17 protein-coding genes are annotated in these 17,688 nt (G+C 72.5%); 10 read left to right on the top strand and 7 right to left on the bottom strand.

Annotation, left to right across the window (positions count from 1 at the left end; genetic code table 11):
* Window positions 1-13 precede the first annotated feature (13 nt).
* From ACZ5WC_RS15540 to ACZ5WC_RS15520, 5 genes are all read left to right on the top strand, one after another.
* Complete coding sequence (locus ACZ5WC_RS15540) at window positions 14-886, top strand: class I SAM-dependent methyltransferase (protein WP_468541276.1); 873 nt, start codon at window positions 14-16, stop codon at window positions 884-886.
* A 290-nt stretch (window positions 887-1,176) separates the two neighbouring features.
* The gene (locus ACZ5WC_RS15535) at window positions 1,177-3,360 is read left to right on the top strand and encodes a molybdopterin-dependent oxidoreductase (protein WP_468541275.1); all 2,184 of its coding nucleotides are present in this window, start codon (window positions 1,177-1,179) and stop codon (window positions 3,358-3,360) included.
* Between the two features lie 135 nt (window positions 3,361-3,495).
* On the top strand, window positions 3,496-5,046 hold the full coding sequence (locus tag ACZ5WC_RS15530) for a CitMHS family transporter (RefSeq protein WP_468541274.1): 1,551 nt from the start codon (window positions 3,496-3,498) through the stop codon (window positions 5,044-5,046).
* 254 nt (window positions 5,047-5,300) lie between these two features.
* Window positions 5,301-6,695, top strand: a complete 1,395-nt coding sequence (locus tag ACZ5WC_RS15525) for an aldehyde dehydrogenase family protein (RefSeq protein ID WP_468541273.1) — start codon at window positions 5,301-5,303, stop codon at window positions 6,693-6,695.
* 38 nt (window positions 6,696-6,733) lie between these two features.
* Window positions 6,734-7,813 carry a Zn-dependent alcohol dehydrogenase gene (locus tag ACZ5WC_RS15520; protein ID WP_468541272.1) on the top strand — a complete coding sequence of 360 codons (1,080 nt, stop codon included), beginning with the start codon at window positions 6,734-6,736 and terminating at the stop codon, window positions 7,811-7,813.
* On the opposite strand, the gene ppk2 is transcribed toward ACZ5WC_RS15520, so the two are convergent.
* The 4 genes from ppk2 to ACZ5WC_RS15500 all read right to left on the bottom strand — a co-directional run bounded on the left by ppk2 (window position 7,810) and on the right by ACZ5WC_RS15500 (window position 11,535).
* Window positions 7,810-8,826 carry a polyphosphate kinase 2 gene (gene ppk2, locus ACZ5WC_RS15515; protein ID WP_468541271.1) on the bottom strand — a complete coding sequence of 339 codons (1,017 nt, stop codon included), beginning with the start codon at window positions 8,824-8,826 and terminating at the stop codon, window positions 7,810-7,812. The two genes, ACZ5WC_RS15520 and ppk2, sit on opposite strands and share 4 nt — an antisense overlap.
* The gene (locus ACZ5WC_RS15510; protein ID WP_468541270.1) at window positions 8,795-9,775 is read right to left on the bottom strand and encodes a DMT family transporter; all 981 of its coding nucleotides are present in this window, start codon (window positions 9,773-9,775) and stop codon (window positions 8,795-8,797) included. The genes ppk2 and ACZ5WC_RS15510 overlap by 32 nt, the downstream gene beginning before the upstream one ends.
* 312 nt (window positions 9,776-10,087) lie before the next feature.
* Window positions 10,088-10,831 carry an ArsR/SmtB family transcription factor gene (locus ACZ5WC_RS15505; protein ID WP_468541269.1) on the bottom strand — a complete coding sequence of 248 codons (744 nt, stop codon included), beginning with the start codon at window positions 10,829-10,831 and terminating at the stop codon, window positions 10,088-10,090.
* Between the two features lie 14 nt (window positions 10,832-10,845).
* On the bottom strand, window positions 10,846-11,535 hold the full coding sequence (locus ACZ5WC_RS15500) for a TetR/AcrR family transcriptional regulator (RefSeq protein WP_468541268.1): 690 nt from the start codon (window positions 11,533-11,535) through the stop codon (window positions 10,846-10,848).
* Between the two features lie 76 nt (window positions 11,536-11,611).
* On the opposite strand from ACZ5WC_RS15500, the gene ACZ5WC_RS15495 reads away from it, so the two are divergent.
* The 3 genes from ACZ5WC_RS15495 (at window position 11,612) to ACZ5WC_RS15485 (ending at window position 13,871) form a co-directional block, all read left to right on the top strand.
* The gene (locus tag ACZ5WC_RS15495; RefSeq protein WP_468541267.1) at window positions 11,612-12,763 is read left to right on the top strand and encodes an acyl-CoA dehydrogenase family protein; all 1,152 of its coding nucleotides are present in this window, start codon (window positions 11,612-11,614) and stop codon (window positions 12,761-12,763) included.
* Window positions 12,764-12,855: 92 nt separating this feature from the next.
* Window positions 12,856-13,146, top strand: coding sequence for a YiaA/YiaB family inner membrane protein (locus ACZ5WC_RS15490; protein WP_015607581.1), 291 nt, complete (start codon window positions 12,856-12,858; stop codon window positions 13,144-13,146).
* Window positions 13,147-13,232: 86 nt separating this feature from the next.
* Complete coding sequence (locus ACZ5WC_RS15485) at window positions 13,233-13,871, top strand: TetR/AcrR family transcriptional regulator (protein WP_468541266.1); 639 nt, start codon at window positions 13,233-13,235, stop codon at window positions 13,869-13,871.
* Window positions 13,872-13,931: 60 nt separating this feature from the next.
* Here ACZ5WC_RS15485 and ACZ5WC_RS15480 read toward each other — a convergent pair whose 3' ends face one another.
* Complete coding sequence (locus ACZ5WC_RS15480; protein ID WP_468541265.1) at window positions 13,932-14,393, bottom strand: MaoC family dehydratase; 462 nt, start codon at window positions 14,391-14,393, stop codon at window positions 13,932-13,934.
* Between the two features lie 113 nt (window positions 14,394-14,506).
* On the opposite strand from ACZ5WC_RS15480, the gene soxR reads away from it, so the two are divergent.
* Entirely contained in the window at window positions 14,507-14,974 is a 468-nt protein-coding gene (gene soxR, locus ACZ5WC_RS15475) for a redox-sensitive transcriptional activator SoxR (RefSeq protein ID WP_311118914.1), read from the top strand.
* 14 nt (window positions 14,975-14,988) lie between these two features.
* Here the strand turns inward: soxR and ACZ5WC_RS15470 are convergent, their stop codons facing one another.
* On the bottom strand, window positions 14,989-15,603 hold the full coding sequence (locus ACZ5WC_RS15470; RefSeq protein ID WP_468541264.1) for a hypothetical protein: 615 nt from the start codon (window positions 15,601-15,603) through the stop codon (window positions 14,989-14,991).
* A gap of 226 nt (window positions 15,604-15,829) precedes the next feature.
* Here ACZ5WC_RS15470 and ACZ5WC_RS15465 point away from each other — a divergent pair, with 226 nt between their 5' ends.
* Window positions 15,830-16,312 carry a GNAT family N-acetyltransferase gene (locus ACZ5WC_RS15465; RefSeq protein ID WP_468541263.1) on the top strand — a complete coding sequence of 161 codons (483 nt, stop codon included), beginning with the start codon at window positions 15,830-15,832 and terminating at the stop codon, window positions 16,310-16,312.
* Window positions 16,313-16,344: 32 nt separating this feature from the next.
* On the opposite strand, the gene ACZ5WC_RS15460 is transcribed toward ACZ5WC_RS15465, so the two are convergent.
* Window positions 16,345-17,622 (bottom strand): exo-beta-N-acetylmuramidase NamZ family protein, encoded by a 1,278-nt coding sequence (locus ACZ5WC_RS15460; RefSeq protein ID WP_468541262.1) that lies wholly within the window; start codon window positions 17,620-17,622, stop codon window positions 16,345-16,347.
* Window positions 17,623-17,688 lie beyond the last annotated feature (66 nt).

Below are 17,688 nucleotides of genomic sequence, written 5' to 3'. Positions count from 1 at the left end.
TAGGGTGAAGGGCATGAGCCAAACACACTCGCGCACCCCCCACCACGGAGCTTCGCCCGGCCACCACCACGAGCGGGACACCGGTGGGCAGGCGGAGATCCTCGACCTGGACGCCGAAGTCCTCGCCGAGCACACCGCCTCCATCACCGCATCGCTGCCCCTGCGGAACGGCCCCCACCACATCGTGGACCTGGGCTGCGGCACGGGCGCGGGCACCTTCGCCCTGCTCGACCGCTTCCCCGACGCGCACGTCACCGCTGTCGACATGTCCGCCGAACACCTCCGGCGCCTGCGCGCCAAGGCGTGTGCCCGCGGGGTCGAGGAACGGGTGCGCACCGTGCAGGCCGACCTCGACGCCGCCGCCTGGCCCGACCTCGGCTCACCCGACCTGATCTGGGCATCGGCCTCGATGCACCACATGACCCACCCCGAACGCGCGCTGCGCACCGTCCGCGACATGCTCGCCCCCGGCGGCCTGCTCGCCGTCGTCGAACTGGCCGGCCACCCCCGCTTCCTGCCCGGGAACGCTCCCCAGGGCAGCCCCGGTCTGGAAGAGCGCGTCCATGCCGCAGCCGACCGCCGCCAAGCCGAACACCTGCCCCACCGCGGCGCCGACTGGGGCCCGATGCTGTCCGCCGCCGGCTTCACCGTCGAGGACGAACGCACCATCACCGTGAACATCGAGGGCGGCCGCGGCGAAGCGATCGGCCGTTACGCCCTCGGCGTCCTGAGCCGCATCCGCAGCGCCGTCGCCGACGAGCTGTCCCCCGAGGACCTCACCGCGCTCGACCGGCTCCTCGACCCGGCCGGCCCGCAGGGCATCCTGCGCCGGGACGACCTGACGGTACGCACCGAGCGCACCGTCTGGGCCGCCCGCCGCGCCTGACCCCGGGCGGGGGTGCAGGGAGGTCACCCTCCAGTCGGTGCTGCCCCCTCGGTGCCGCCCCGGTGCGTGCTGCCCCCGGCCGGTGCCGCCCTGGTCCAGGTCGCCGGTCCACGTCGCCCCGGTGTGTGCCCCCCCGGTCCTTGTCGCCCCGGTCCGCGCCGTCGTCGATCCGTGCCGTACGACGCCTCCCCGCCATGCGTACCGGTCGGTATGCTCGGTTCCGCCGGGGCTCCCACCCCCGCCCGGCCCATGTCCGCGTGCCGTCGCCGCAGCCGCCCCGGGGAGGGCCCATGTCCCACGACTCCCGCACCGCACCGCGTATCTGCCCCCTCTGCGAGGCCACCTGCGGCCTCACCCTCACCATCGAGGGGGCCACCGTGACCGGTGCGCGCGGCGACCGCGACGACATCTTCAGCCGGGGCTTCATCTGTCCCAAGGGCGCGTCCTTCGGAGGCCTGGACGCCGACCCCGACCGGCTGCGCGTCCCGCTCGTGCGCGGTGCGGACGGGGAGCTCCACGACGCTTCCTGGAGCGAGGCGTTCGACCTGATCGCCGAGCGCGTACCGGCCCTGGCCGAGGCCCACGGACAGCAGTCCGTCGGCGTGGTCCTCGGCAACCCCAACGTGCACACGATGGCGGGCGCCCTCTACCCGCCCCTGCTGCTCGGGGCCCTGCGCACCCGCAACGTGTTCACCGCGAGCACCCTGGACCAGATGCCCAAGCACGTCTCCAGCGGCCTCCTCTTCGGTGACGCGCACGCCATCCCCGTACCGGATCTCGACCGCACCGACCACCTCCTCCTGATCGGTGCCAACCCACTGGAGTCCAACGGCAGTCTCTGCACCGCCCCCGACTTCCCCGGCCGGCTCAGGGCGCTGCGCCGCCGCGGCGGCACCCTCACCGTCATCGACCCGCGCCGCACCCGCACCGCCCGCCTCGCCGACCGGCACATCGCGATCCGGCCCGGCGCGGACGCCCTGCTGCTGGCGGCGGTCGCGCACACCCTCATCACCGAGAAGCTCGCCGACCCCGGGCCGCTCACCGAGCACCTGGAAGGGCTCGACGAACTGGCCGCCGCCCTGGCCGGCTTCACCCCGGAAGCGGTCGCCGCCGCCTGTGACGTGGACGCGGCCACCACCACCGCGCTCGCCCGTGAACTGGCCGCCGCCCCCACTGCCGCCGTCTACGGGCGGATCGGCAGCTGCACCGTCGAGCACGGCACCCTCGCCAGCTGGCTCGTGGACGTTCTCAACATCCTCACCGGCAACCTGGACCGCCCCGGCGGGGCGCTCTTCCCGCTCTCCGCGACCGCGCGCGCCCCGCGCGAAGCCGGCCCCGGCAAGGGCTTCACCCTCGGGCGCTGGGTGAGCCGGGTCTCCGGGCATCCCGAGGCCAAGGGCGAACTGCCCATCGCCGCCCTGGCCGAGGAGATCGAGACCCCGGGCGAGGGCCGCATCCGCGCCCTGCTCGTCCTCGCCGCCAACCCCGTACTCTCCGCACCCGACGGCGACCGCCTGGACGCGGCCCTCGCCGACCGGCTCGACTTCATGGTCAGCGTCGACCCGTACCTCAACGAGACCTCCCGCCGCGCCGACGTCGTCCTGCCCCCGCCGCCGCCCTCGCAGAGCGCCCACTTCGACTTCGCGTTCAACTCCTTCGCCGTGCACAACCAGGTCCGCTACACCCGCGCCCCCGTCCTCCTGGAGGACGGACGGATGGACGAGAGCGAGGTCCTCGCCCGGCTGATCCTCGCGGTGGGCGGGATGCACGGAGCCCCGCCCTCCGCCGTGGACGACCTGGCCATCGACACCGCGCTCACCCGGGCCGGGGCCCCGAAGGAACTGGCCGCAGAACTCACCGGTGAGAGCGGTCCCGAACGGCGCCTCGACCTGATGCTGCGCCTCGGCCCGTACGGTCTGACGCTGGAGCAGCTCCTCGCCCACCCCCACGGCATCGACCTCGGCCCGCTGCGGCCCCGGCTCCCGGAGATCCTGCGCACCCGCTCCGGCCGCATCGAACTGCTCCCCGCTCCGATCGCCGCCGATCTGCCGCGCCTGCGCCGGGCGCTGGGGGTGCGGCCCGCCCCGCTCGTCCTCGTCGGCCGCCGCCATCTGCGCTCCAACAACAGCTGGATGCACAACGTCGGCTCGCTGAGCGGCGGTACCAACGTCTGCACCCTCCAGGTCCACCCCGACGACGCGGCTCGCCTGGGGCTCGTGGACGGGGCCACCGTACGGATCGAGTCCTCCGGAGGCGCGGTCGAGGCCCCCGCCGAGATCACGGAAACCGTACGCAGCGGAGTGGTGAGCCTCCCGCACGGCTGGGGCCACAGCCGCCCCGGGACCCGTATGTCGGTGGCCGCCGCCCATCCCGGGGCGAACGTGAACCAGCTGCTCGACGGCACCTTTCTGGACCCGCTGTCCGGTACGGCCGTGCTGAACGCCATTCCGGTATCCGTCACCCCCCTGCCCTAACGGCACTGCTTTGACCTGGGGTTTTGCTCGTATTGCTCACGCGTCGACATCTTGTTGACGCTGCGAGAGGGCCCCTAACGTCGTCCGGACCGCCGAGACCGGTGGGAGTTCAAGGATGAACGTTAGGTATCCCCCATGATGACAATCCTCGGCTTCGCCATGATCGCGACCTTCCTGGTCCTGATCATGACGAAGAAGATGTCGCCGATCGCGGCGCTGGTACTGATCCCCGCACTGTTCTGTGTCGCCGTCGGGCAGGGAGCGCAGCTCGGCGACTACGTCATCGACGGCGTCGGCAACCTCGCGCCGACCGCCGCCATGCTGATGTTCGCCATCGTCTACTTCGGTGTGATGATCGACGTCGGCCTGTTCGACCCGATCGTCCGGGGCATCCTCCGGTTCTGCAAGGCCGACCCGATGCGGATCGTCGTCGGTACGGCGTTGCTCGCCGCGATCGTCTCCCTGGACGGCGACGGCTCCACCACCTTCATGATCACCGTCTCGGCGATGTATCCGCTCTACAAACGCCTCAAGATGAGCCTCGTGGTGATGACCGGCGTGGCCGCCACCGCGAACGGCGTCATGAACACCCTTCCCTGGGGCGGACCCACCGCCCGCGCCGCGACCGCCCTCAAGCTGGACGCCTCCGAGATCTTCGTGCCCATGATCCCGGCGCTCGCCGTCGGACTGCTCGCGGTGTTCCTGCTGGCGTACGTGCTCGGCCGACGCGAGCGCAGGCGCCTGGGCGTGCTCACACTGGACGAGGAGCTCGTGCGGGAGGCGGAGCCGGAGACCGTGGCGGTCGGCGCCGTTGGCGCGGGCGGCGAGAACCGTCTCCGCAAGGGCCCGGCCGCCTCGGACTCGGATTCCTCAGGCGCCGCCTCGGACTCCGACTTCTCAGGCACCACCCCGGACCCCCACTCCTCGGGCGCCGCCCCGGACTCCCACTCCTCGGGCACCACCCCGGACCCCCACTCCTCGGGCGCCGCCCCGGGGTTCACGGACGCGGACCCGGACGAGGGCGAAGGCGGCGACGAGGAGGAGTTCAAGGGCCTCGACCCGAACCGGTCCACGCTCCGCCCGAAGCTCTACTGGTTCAACGCCGGTCTCACCGTCGCCCTGCTGACCGCGATGATCATGGAGCTGCTGCCGATCCCGGTGCTCTTCCTGCTCGGCGCGGCCCTCGCCCTCACCGTCAACTTCCCCCGCATGCCCGACCAGCGGGCCCGGATCGCCGCCCATGCCGACAACGTCCTCAACGTATCCGGCATGGTCTTCGCCGCCGCCGTGTTCACCGGTGTCCTCACCGGCACGGGCATGGTCGAGCACATGGCCGACTGGGTCGTGAGCACCGTCCCCGACGCGATGGGCCCGCACATGGCCATCGTCACCGGCCTGCTCAGCCTGCCGCTCACGTACTTCATGTCCAACGACGGCTTCTACTTCGGCGTCGTCCCGGTCCTCGCCGAGGCCGGGGCCGCCCACGGGGTCTCCCCGCTGGAGATCGCCCGCGCCTCCCTGGCGGGCCAGGCGCTGCACATGTCCTCGCCGCTGGTGCCCGCCGTGTACGTCCTCGTCGGCATGGCGAAGGTCGAGTTCGGCGACCACACCCGGTTCACCGTCAAGTGGGCCGTGCTCACCTCCCTCGTCGTGCTCGGGGCGGGCATCCTCTTCGGCACCATCTAGCACCGTCCAGCGCTGTCTGGACGACACCCGCTGGACGACACCCGCCGGAGGGCCGCTGCCGGACGGGCAGCCGCCGGAAGACCCCCGCGCCCGGCGCGCACTCCGGTGTGACCGTCATGACCGGCGTGACCGGTGTCTCCGGAGGCTCCCTGGCGCCACAAAACTAACGGCGCTAGTTTGGGCGGGTGTGACAGGGCCCCGCGCCCGTCGCACGGCTTCGGCGCTCCGCACAGCACGTCCGGGAGGAAACAGCCATGAAGGCCCATGACCAGATGTACATCGGCGGCGCGTGGCGGCCCGCCGTCGGCCGGGACACGATTGCGGTCGTGAACCCGGCCGACGAACAGGTCATCGCCCACGTACCGGCGGGCACGGCCGAGGACGTCGACGCGGCGGTACGGGCCGCACGGGCCGCTCTCCCCGCCTGGGCCGCCACCCCGCCCGCCGAGCGCGCGGCCCGGCTCAGCGCGCTCGCCGACGCGCTGGCCGCCCGCAAGGACGAGCTGGCCGAGACGATCACCGCCGAGCTGGGTTCGCCGCTGCCGCTCTCGCAGATGGTCCACGCGGGCGTCCCGGTGCTGGTCGCCTCCTCGTACGCCGAACTGGCCGCGTGCCACTCCTTCGAGGAGCGGATCGGCAACTCCACCGTGCTCCTGGAGCCGGTCGGCGTCGTCGGCGCGATCACCCCCTGGAACTACCCGCTCCATCAGATCGTCGCCAAGGTCGCCCCCGCGCTCGCCGCGGGCTGCACGGTCGTCCTCAAGCCCGCCGAGGACACCCCGCTCACCGCCCAGCTCTTCGCCGAGGCCACCGAGGCCGCCGGGCTGCCGCCCGGGGTCTTCAACCTGGTCACCGGTCTCGGGCCGGTCGCCGGGCAGGCGCTCGCCGCGCACGAGGACGTCGACCTGGTCTCCTTCACCGGCTCCACCGCCGTCGGCAAGCAGATCGGGGCCACCGCCGGGGCCGCCGTCAAGCGCGTCGCCCTCGAACTGGGCGGCAAGTCCGCCAACGTCATCCTCCCCGGCGCGGACCTCGCCAAGGCCGTCAACGTCGGCATCGCCAACGTGATGACCAACTCCGGCCAGACGTGCAGCGCCTGGACCCGGATGCTCGTGGACGCCGAGCGGTACGACGAGGCGGTGGAGCTCGCGGCGAACGCCGTCACCAAGTACGTCGCCGGGGAGCGGGTCGGCCCGCTCGTCAGTGCCAAGCAGCAGGCCCGGGTGCGCGGTTACATCGAGAGCGGCGTCGCGGAAGGCGCCCGGCTGGTCGCGGGCGGCCCGGAAGCCCCGCTGGAGAGCGGCTACTACGTCAGCCCCACCGTCTTCGCCGACGTCACCCCGGACATGACCATCGCCCAGGAGGAGATCTTCGGCCCGGTCGTCTCGATCCTCCGCTACGAGGACGTGGACGACGCCCTCCGGATCGCCAACGACACCGTCTACGGGCTGGCGGGCGCCGTGTGGGCCGCGGACGACGAGGAGGCGGTGGCCTTCGCCCGCCGGATGGACACCGGGCAGGTCGACATCAACGGCGGGCGGTTCAACCCGCTGGCCCCGTTCGGCGGTTACAAGCAGTCGGGGGTGGGGCGCGAGCTGGGGGCGCACGGTCTGGCGGAGTATCTCCAGACGAAGTCGCTCCAGTTCTGAACCCCGTAACCCTTTCCTTCCCCGTAAGGAGTCAGTTCGTGGTCCGCGCCGCTGTACTGCCCGCCGTCGGAGCTCCGCTGGAGATCACCGACATCGTCCTGCCGGAGCCCGGCCCCGGCCAGGTGCGCGTCGCGCTCGCCGCCGCCGGGGTCTGCCACTCCGACCTGTCCCTGTCCAACGGCACCATGCGCGTCCCGGTGCCCGCCGTCCTCGGCCACGAGGGCGCGGGAACCGTCCTGGCGGTCGGCGAGGGCGTCACCCATGTCGCCCCGGGCGACGGCGTCGTCCTCAACTGGGCGCCCTCCTGCGGGGCCTGCTTCCACTGCGGGATCGGCGAGGTGTGGCTCTGCGCCGACGCTCTCAAGGGGGCCACCAACCTCCACGCCCGTACGGCGGACGGCACCGAGCTCCACCCGGGCCTCAATGTCGCGGCCTTCGCCGAGGAGACCGTCGTCGCCGCGAACTGCGTGCTCCCCGCCCCCGACGGCGTGCCCCTCACCGACGCCGCGCTCCTCGGCTGCGCGGTCCTCACCGGCTACGGGGCGATCCACCACAGCGCCCGGGTCCGCGAGGGCGAGAGCGTCGTCGTGTTCGGGATCGGCGGCGTCGGCCTCGCTGTGCTCCAGGCCGCCCGGATCGCGGGCGCCTCCCGGATCATCGCGGTCGACGTCTCCCCGGCCAAGGAGGAGCTCGCCCGGCAGGCCGGAGCCACCGACTACGCCGTCGCCTCCGCCACCACCCCGCGCGAGATCCGCAAACTGACCGGAGGCCAGGGCGCGGACGTCGCCGTGGAGTGCGTCGGGCGGCCCGCGACCATCCGCGCCGCCTGGGAGTCCACCCGGCGCGGCGGGCGCACCACGGTCGTCGGCATCGGCGGCAAGGACCAGGAGGTCACCTTCAACGCCCTGGAGATCTTCCACTGGGGCCGCTCCCTGACGGGCTGCGTGTACGGCAACAGCGACCCGGCCCGCGATCTGCCCGCCCTCGCCGACCACATCCGCGCGGGCCGCTTCGACCTGTCGATGATGGTCACCGAACGCATCGCCCTGGACGGCATTCCCGCCGCCTTCGACAACATGGTCGCGGGCAAGGGTGGCCGCGCGCTCGTCGTCTTCTAGTAGTCCGTCGTCCGCGACGTCGAGGTGACCGGACCCAGCAGCCGGGCGTCCATCTCGCCTTCCTCGAACAGCCGGGAGGCCGGGCCCACGATCAGCGGGTCCGGCTTCCCGGCCACCTCCGGGTCCTTGCCCGGGTAGTCGAAGCGGTCCAGCACATGCCGCATCGCCTCCAGCCGGGCCCGCTTCTTGTCGTTGCTCTTCACCACCGTCCACGGTGCGTCCGCCGTGTCGGTGTGGAAGAGCATCAGCTCCTTGGCCTCCGTGTACTCGTCCCACTTGTCCAGCGAGGCCAGGTCGACCGGGCTCAGCTTCCACCGTCGTACGGGGTCGATCTGCCGGATCATGAACCGGTTGCGCTGCTCGTTGCGGGAGACGGAGAACCAGAACTTCACCAGGTGGATGCCGTCCCGGGCGAGCATCCGCTCGAACCCCGGAGTCTGGTGCATGAACTCCAGGTACTCGCGGGTCGTGCAGAACCCCATCACCCGTTCCACGCCCGCCCGGTTGTACCAGGAGCGGTCGAACAGCACGATCTCCCCGGCGCTCGGCAGATGCGCCGTGTAACGCTGGAAGTACCACTGGGTGCGCTCGCGGTCGGTCGGCTTCTCCAGCGCCACCACCCGCGCGCCACGCGGATTGAGGTGCTCGGTGAACCGCTTGATCGTGCCGCCCTTGCCCGCCGCGTCCCGGCCCTCGAAGAGGATCACCAGCCGCTCGTCGCGCTCCTTCACCCAGTGCTGGAGCTTCAGCAGCTCGATCTGGAGCGCCCGCTTGGCCTTGTCGTAGTCGCGGCGACGGAGCTTGCGGTCGTACGGGTAGTCCTCGCGCCAGGCGTCGCGGGCGTGGCCCTTCGGCGTCAGGAGGACCGGATCGTCGTCCCCGCTGTCGACCACACCGAACCCGTCCAGATACGGCCCGCCGTAACGGGCCGCCTGCGCGCTCGGCTCGGGGGCGTCCCGGCCGGCCCTGCCGCCGGTTCCGTTACGTCCGTTCCGCTTGGCGCTCCTCGTCATGACGGGGTCCCTCCACCGGCCGTGCCGGATTTCCGCGTGTGGGCCCAGTCTGCTGACGGCTCCGGGAGACCGCCACCCCGGCCAGGCACAGGGCGCCGCCGAGGACGGCGAGCGGGGTCGGCACCTCGTCCAGTAGCACCCACGCCATGCCCACGACGAGCGCCGGTACCGCGTACGTGGTCGCGCCCATCTTTCCCGCGGTGGTCCGGGCCAGCGCGTAGCCCCAGGTGGTGAAGGCCAGCGCGGTCGGGAAGACGCCCAGGTAGACCATGTTCAGGGTGGCGGACAGCGGTGCGTCGGCCGCCTCGGAGACCAGCACACCGGTGAACGGCAGGCAGGCGACGGCCCCGATCAGGCAGCCGAAGGTGTTGACCTGGAGCGAGGAACCGTGTGCGAGGGCCGGCTTCTGGCTCACCACGCCCGCCGCGTACGCCACGGCGGCCAGCAGGCACAGAGCCACGCCCAGTACGGAGGAGCCGCCGTGCCCTGACATCGCGAGGCCGACCACCACCGCGCCCGCGAACGAGACGCCCATGCCCAGAAGCAGTCGGCGCGGCAGGCCCTCGCCGAGCATCCGGGCGCCGAGCAGGGCGATCAGGATCGGGCCGATGTTCACGAGCATCGCGGCCGTACCCGCGTCGACCTCCTGTTCGCCCCAGTTCAGGGCCACCATGTACAGCCCGAACCACAGCACCCCCGAGGTGATGATCCCGGGCCAGGCGCCCCGCCCCGGGAGCCCTTCCCGGCGGACGAGCAGGATCGCCCCGAGCACCAGCGTGCCCGCCAGCAGCCGGCCCAGGGCCAGCGCGCCGGGGGAGTAGGCCTCGCCCGCAACGCGGATGGAGACGAACGCGGAGGCCCACAGCACGACGGTGGTGCAGGCGGCGGCGGGGGCGCGCCAGGGGTGGGCGGGGGTGGGGACCGGAGGCGGTGTCGGGGTCGTCGTCATGGCCACGACCGTAAAGCCGAAACGCTTCGCCCCTCACCGAATTGCCAACCCCCGTCAATCGACGCCCGCCCGGCGCCTCCGGGCAGTCCCTGCCCACCGCATGCCCGTCTCTCGTCCGTCCGCCGCTCAGGGACGCAGCCCTGCCACGCAGGCCCGTCCGGCGATTGAGGACGGAACCGGTGCTCGGGTTGGGCGGCACCCCTGCTTGCCGGACACGGAGAGGCCGCCCCGGACCACCGCCACGGTTCCGTCCTCGAACGCCGGGCGGGCTGGGGGCGCCGGCCCGTCGTCAAACGCCGAATGTGCTGAATGTCAGGGGCGGTCGTCGAGCGACGCCGGGGCGATGTCCAGGAGGTCCGACAGCGCCCCCACCCCCGCCGGAGTAGCCCGCACCGCCCTCCCCGATCCCACCCGCTCGCACCACCCCACCGCCAGCACATGCGCGCACAGCGCCGCCCCCGCCGCCCCCGCGAGGTGGGGGCGCCGTTCCGTCCAGTCCAGGCAGCCTCGGGCCAGGGGGCGTCGGGCCGACCGGTCCAGGGGTATGCCCAGGGCGGCGAACCACTCCAGGCCCGCCTCGGTCAGCGCGAACCCGGTGTCCTGCCGCAGCAGCCCCCGTACCGTCATCGCCTCGGTGATCCGGATGCCGAGCCGTCCGGCGAGATGGTCGTAGCAGGTGCGTCCCCGGGCCAGCGCACTGCTGATGCTCGCCGCCCGCAGCGAACGCGGCCGCTCCGGAGTCCCGGGCGCCGCGTGCGAGACCAGCTCCTCCACCAGGTGAGCTGCCCGCTCGTCGGCCAGCCGGACATAGCGGTGACGGCCCTGTCGCTCCTCGGCCAGCAGCCCGCCCGCGACCAGCCGCCCCAGGTGCTCGCTGGCGGTGGACGGGGCGACGGAGGCGTACCGGGCCAGCTCACCGGCGGTCCGGGCCCGTCCGTCGAGCAGGGCCAGGCAGAAGGAGGCACGGGTCTCGTCCGCGAGGAGGGCGGCCAGTGCGGCGAGCCGCGGGGCCGCCGCGTCGTGCGGCCGGGGGCGGTGTCGCGGGGAACGGTCCATGAGTCCAGGGTGCGTCAGGGACGGTTCGTCGCCGGCCGCAGGGTCGCAGCGCCGTCGCCCACCGGTCGCGCGTACTGCTCGTACTGGAGCGCCAGCCCGTCCAGCAGCGCCCGCAGCCCGGTCTCGAAGGCCCCTTCGTCGACCTGGCTGCGGTGGTCGGCCAGCAGATGGGCCTGACCGAGGTGCGGGTAGTCGGCGGGGTCGTAGGCGCTCTCGTCGTCCACGAACCCCCCGGCGAACGACCCCAGCGCCGACCCGGTGATGAAGTACCGCATCAGCGCCCCGATCCGGGTCGCCTGCGCGGGCGGCCACCCCGCCCTCACCATCGCCCCGAACACCGCGTCGGCGACCCGCAGCCCCGCCGGACGGCGGCCGGGGCCCCGGGCGAGCACGGGCACAATGTGCGGATGCGCGGCGAGGGCGGCCCGGTAGGACAGCGCCCAGTCGTGCAGGGCCGCACGCCAGTCGCGCGGGTCCGACTCCTCGAACATCGACAGATCGACCTGTACGGAGACGGCGTCGGCGACCGCGTCGAGGATCTCGTCCTTGTTGCGGAAGTGGTTGTAGAGCGAGGGCCCGCTGACGCCCAGGACCGCCGCGAGACGACGGGTGGAGACGGCGTCGAGCCCCTCGGCGTCCACGAGCGCGCTCGCCGCCCCGACGATGCGGTCTCTGCTGAGGAGGGGCTTGCGCGGTCGGGCCATGCGGCCCATAGTAGGGCCCCCGAGCCAGAAACTAGCAGTGCTAATTAAGCGCTGGCGAGAGGTGGGGTGGCGCACGATGGACCTGACGCTCAGCGAGGAGCAGGAAGCCGTCCGGAAACTGGCGGCCGACTTCGTCGCCCGCGAGGTCGCGCCACACGCCGCCGCGTGGGACCGGGCCGAGAATGTCGACAGGTCGATCGTGAAGAAGCTCGGGGGCCTCGGCTTCCTCGGGCTCACCGTCCCCGAGGAGTACGGCGGCTCCGGCGGCGACCATCTGTCCTACTGCCTGGTCACCGAGGAGCTGGGGCGCGGCGACTCCTCCGTGCGCGGCATCGTCTCCGTATCGCTCGGCCTGGTGGCCAAGACCATCGCGTCCTGGGGCGACGAGGAGCAGAAGCGGTCCTGGCTTCCCCGGCTCGCCTCCGGCGAGGCGATCGGCTGCTTCGGCCTCACCGAGCCCGGCACCGGTTCGGACGCCGGAAACCTCGCCACCCGGGCCGTACGCGACGGCGGTGACTACGTCGTCAACGGCACCAAGATGTTCATCACCAACGGCACCTGGGCCGATGTGGTGCTGCTCTTCGCCCGCACGAACGACGCCCCCGGCCACCGCGGGGTCTCCGCCTTCCTCGTCCCCGCCGACGCCCCCGGCCTCACCCGGCGCACCATCCACGGCAAGCTCGGCCTGCGCGGCCAGGCCACCGCCGAACTGGTCCTGGAGGATGTCCGGGTACCCGCGGCCGCCCTCCTCGGCCCCGAGGGCAAGGGCTTCTCCATCGCGATGTCCGCCCTGGCCAAGGGGCGGATGTCGGTCGCCGCGGGCTGTGTGGGCATCGCCCAGGCCGCCCTGGACGCGGCCGTGCGCTACGCCGGTGAGCGCGAGCAGTTCGGCAAGGCCATCGCCCGCCACCAGCTCGTCCAGGAGCTGCTGAGCGACATCGCCGTGGACGTGGACGCCGCCCGGCTGCTCACCTGGCGGGTCGCCGATCTGGTCGACCGGGGCCAGGAGTTCGCCACCGCCGCCTCCAAGGCCAAGCTGTACGCCTCCGAGGCCGCCGTCCGCTGCGCCGGCAACGCCCTCCAGGTCTTCGGCGGCTACGGCTACATCGACGAGTACCCGGTCGGCAAACTGCTGCGCGACGCCCGGGTGATGACGCTCTACGAGGGCACCAGCCAGATCCAGAAGCTCATCATCGGCCGCGCGCTGACGGGTGTCTCCGCGTTCTGAGCGCCGTCGGCCCCGGTTCGTACGGGTGTCTGAGTAGCCGCCTGAGTACGGGCGCGGATGTGGCGTGCGCCACGCCGGCGGATGCTCGCCCCATGAGTGACACGACATCGGTCAAGCAGCAGAGCACCGCCGCCTTCTACGGCCAGGCCGTCGCCTCCTTCCTGGTGGCGATGGGCGCGGTGGCCCTCGGTATCTTCTTCCTCGACGCCGACGCCTGGGTGCGCGGCTTCCTCGCCATCGGCGTGCTCTACCTCGTCACGTCCTGCTTCACGCTCGCCAAGGTGATCCGGGACCGCCAGGAGGCCGGGCAGATCGTCAGCCGGGTGGACCAGGCCCGGCTGGAGAAGATCCTCGCCGAGCACGACCCCTTCCAGAAGCTCTGACCCGGCAGGACGGCGAGACGGCCCTAAGCGCTTGCTCAGGTTCGGGGTATGGTGTTCGTCCTGTTGACGGAGAGGGGCCCTGGGCGATGAGTGCGGCGGAGGAGACGAGCGGCGAGGACGCCCCGTGGGGCGAGGTCACTCCCGAGGCGGCCAGGCGGCTCCTCGTCGCCGCCGTGGACGCCTTCGCCGAGCGCGGGTACCACGCGACCACCACCCGTGACATCGCCGGGCGGGCCGGGATGAGCCCGGCCGCCCTCTACATCCACTACAAGACCAAGGAAGAGCTGCTCCACCGGATCAGCAAGATCGGCCACGAACGGGCGCTGTACGTCCTGGAGGCCGAGGCGGACCGGGACGGCACGGCCGCCGAGCGGCTCGCCGGGGCCGCCCGCTCCTTCGTCCGCTGGCACGCCGAGCGGCACACCACCGCCCGGGTCGTGCAGTACGAGCTCGACGCCCTCGGCGACGAGCACCGTACGGAGATCGTCGCGCTGCGCCGCAAGAGCGACGCGGTGGTGCGCCGGATCATCAGCGAGGGCGTGCGGGACGGCGAGTTCGACGTCCCCGACATCCCCGGAACCACGCTCGCGGTGCTGTCCCTCTGCATCGATGTGGCCCGCTGGTTCAACGCCCAGGGCAGCCGCACGCCCGACGAGGTCGGCGAGCTGTACGCCGGCCTCGTCCTGCGGATGGTCGGAGCCCGTACGGCCCCGGGCCGCACGTAGTCACCGCTCCGGATCGCACGTGGTCACGGCCCCCGGGCCGCACGTGGCTGCGGCCGCGGATCAGAAGTAGTAGCGGGATACCGACTCGGCCACGCAGGCCGGCTTCTCGCTGTCCTCGCGCTCGACCGTGACGACCGCCGTGACCTGCACTCCGCCGCCCACCTCCGCGACCTCGCGGAGCACCGCCGTGGCCCGCAGCCGCGAGCCGACCGGGACGGTCGAGGGGAAACGGACCTTGTTCGTCCCGTAGTTGATGCCCATCTTCATGCCCTCGACCCGCATCACCTGCGGCACCAGCGCGGGCAGCAGCGACAGCGTCAGATAGCCGTGCGCGATCGTCGTGCCGAAGGGTCCTTCCTTCGCGCGCTCCGGGTCCACATGGATCCACTGGTGGTCGCCGGTCGCCTCGGCGAACCGGTCGATCCTCTCCTGCTCGATCTCCAGCCAGTCGCTGTGTCCCAGCTGCTCGCCCACTCCGTCCCGCAGCTCCTGCGCGGACGTGAAGATCTTCGGCTCTGCCATGTTCCCGGTCCCTGCCTTCCGGCTCGCCGCACCCTCCGGCGCGATGTCTAAGCGCTTGCTCAGCATCATGGTGCGGCGCGTTCCTGTCAACGACATGGCAGTAGGTTTGAGGAGTGCCCCAGATCCCACAGACACTCCACGAACTCTCGGTCGGCCAGCTCTCGGCGCGCAGCGGGGCCGCTGTCTCGGCCCTGCACTTCTACGAGGCCAAGGGCCTGATCAGCAGCCGTCGCACCAGTGGCAACCAGCGCCGCTACTCCCGCGACGCGCTGCGCCGGGTCGCCTTCGTACGGGCGGCACAACGCGTCGGCATCCCGCTGGCCACGATCCGGGACGCGCTCGCCGAGCTGCCCGAGGAGCGCACTCCGAACCGCGAGGACTGGGCCCGGCTCTCCGAGGTCTGGCGCAAGGAACTCGACGAGCGGATCGAACAGTTGCACCGGCTGCGCGACCATCTGACCGACTGCATCGGGTGCGGCTGTCTGTCGCTGGAGACCTGTGTGCTGTCCAACCCCGACGACATCACGGGTGAGCGGATCACCGGCTCCCGTCTGATGCCGGAGCGCAAGCGTTCCTCGTAGGCCACCCCCAGGTGCTACGCCGCCGTCGCGGCGGGCCTCCGGTGCCGCGGCAGCCGGGCCATCGCCAGCGTTCGGTCCGTCAGGGCGGGCTGGGGCACCGCGATCCCGCAGCCCGTGCACACCGGACCCGCCCATGGCTCGCGTCCCCGTTCCTGCCGCCACTCGATGCCGGTGCCCGCGCAGACCGGGCAGGCGGAGCCGGGCCCGGAACCGAGGGCGGCGATGAGGCGGCGCAGCACCTCGGCCAGCGCTTCGGTCGGGTGCACCCCGGGGTCGGCGCAGCGGGCCACCCCGTGCCCGCCCCAGGTGCGGCGGTGCCAGTCGTCGAACGCGCCCGGCCGGCGCAGCCCCGCGTGCTTCTCGCGCCGCCGCCGCTCGGCGAACCCCGCCTCGTACGCGAGCCAGACGGCCCGCGCCTCCTCCAGTTCCTCCAGCGCGCTCACCAGGCGCGCCGGATCGGGTGCCCGGTCCTCGGGATCGATCCCGTGCCGGGCGCACAGATGGTCCCAGGTCGCCCGGTGACCGTACGGGGCGAATCTCTCCAGGCACTTGCGCAACGAATACCGCCGCAGGGCCAGATCGCCCAGCGGATCGCGGACCTGTCTCGCCAGACTCCGGAAACCGGCCATGGCACTCTCCACCTCCGTCGCTCGTCCTTGGACGTCAAGGAATGGACGTACGATTGCCCGTTTCGGCTCCGTCGAAAGATGAAACCCGTCCATTGGCTGAGACTCCCCATGTCGGGCGGGGTGGCGCGGGCGGAAGCGGAACGGCGCGCGGGCAGGTGGTGAGAGGGCGTGCGGCCGCGCCGGAACGCGGTGGCGGCGACCCGGGCGGGTGCGGTTGGGTGTGCGCATGAGAGCGAGTCACCCGCGCCTGGAAAAGGTCACCCCCGATAACGTCATCGCCGCCTGTCGGCTGGAAGTCGCGCCCGAGCAGCGGAAGTTCGTCTCGCCCGTCGCGCAGTCCCTGGCCGAGGCCTACGTGCACCCCGAGGTCGCCTGGCCCCGGCTGATCTGTGACGGCGAGCGCATCGTGGGCTTCGTGATGGCCTTCTTCGACGTGTCCTTCGACTACGACGCGGGGGTGCCGGACGCCCCGCCGCGCTCCGGGCTCTGGCGGCTCGCCGTCGCCGCGGGGGAGCAGGGCCGGGGGTACGGGCGGTTCGCGGTGGGCGCGGTGAACGAGGAGATCCGGCGGCGTGGCGGGACGCGCTCGACCGTGACCTGGCACCCGGGGGAGGGCGGACCGGAGGAGTTCTACCTCCGGCTCGGCTACCGCAAGCGGGGGCTGACGGAGGACGGCGAATACCTCGGCGACCTGGACCTCGGCGCCTGAGAGGCCGCCCCGCGCCACCCTCTCCGCCCCCGCTACCCCCCGTACCGCAGATGGCGTCGCCGCTTCGCCCGGAAGGCCGCCAGGTCCTCCTGCCAGGCGCCCACCACCGCGTCGGTGTCCGCTCCCGCGTCGATCATCGTGCGGACCAGGGTGCTGCCGGTGAGCTTGTCGATCCAGCGGTCCGGGCGCCAGGCGAAGCCGCTCCACGTCTCCTTCGCCGTGACCAGCAGGGCGATGCCGGTGCGGACCGGGTCGAAGACCTCCCGGTCCTGGACGTGCACCTGCACCCCGCCCACCGTCTTCCCCGCGAACTTGGAGAACACCGGAGCGAAGTACGCCTCGCGGAAGGCGACGCCCGGCAGCTCCAGCGCGTTCGCGGCGGCCGCCCAGCGGCGGTCGATGCCCTCCGCGCCCAGCAGCTCGAACGGCCGCGTGGTGCCCCGGCCCTCGGAGAGGTTGGTGCCCTCGAAGAGACAGGTGCCGGAGTAGACGAGGGCCGTTCCGGGCGTCGGCATGTTCGGGCTCGGCGGCACCCAGGGCAGCCCGGTGTCGTCGAAGAAGTCCGAGCGCCGCCACCCGGACATCCCCACCACGTCCAGCCGTACGGGATTCTCGTGCAGGAACTCCGCGTTGAAGAGCAGCGCCAGCTCCGCCACCGTCATCCCGTGCGCCTGGGCGATCTCCCGGCGGCCGACGAACGTGGCGAACGCCGGGTCCAGCACCGGCCCCAGCGCCGCCCGCCCGGTCACCGGGTTCGGCCGGTCCAGCACCACCAGCCGCTTGCCCGCGAGCGCGGCCGCCTCCATGCAGTCGTACAGCGTCCAGATGTACGTGTAGAAGCGCGCGCCCGCGTCCTGGATGTCGAAGAGCACCGTGTCCACGCCCGAGGCGGTGAAGATGTCCGCGAGCGGCTGCCCGCTCTTGAGGTACGTGTCGTAGACCGGCAGCCCGGTCGCCGGGTCGTCGTAACGCCCCTCCGAACCGCCCGCCTGCGCGGTGCCCCGGAAGCCGTGCTCGGGGCCGAAGACGGCGGTCAGGTTCACCCGGGAGTCCGGGTGCATCACGTCGACGATGTGCCGGACGTCCGCGGTGACCCCGGTCGGGTTGGTGACGACGCCGACCCGTCGGCCCCGCAGCAGCCGGTACCCGTCCGCCGCCAGCCGGTCGAAGCCGGTACGGACCCGGCCCCGCCCGGGGCCGGGACGGTGCCCCGGGGCGGTGGCTGAGGCGGGAGCGGCGCCCGCCGCCGTCGCCGTGATCGCGCCGACGGCGCCTCCGGCGGCCAGCAGACCACGTCGGGACAGACTCATTCCGCTACCTCCATGATCGCGCTCCCATGATCGAGCCGACTGTCATGCCCACGCACGCTAGCGCGG

This window comes from Streptomyces sp. NPDC033165 (assembly GCF_055577965.1).
This window is presented reverse-complemented; position numbering and strand designations above follow the sequence as displayed.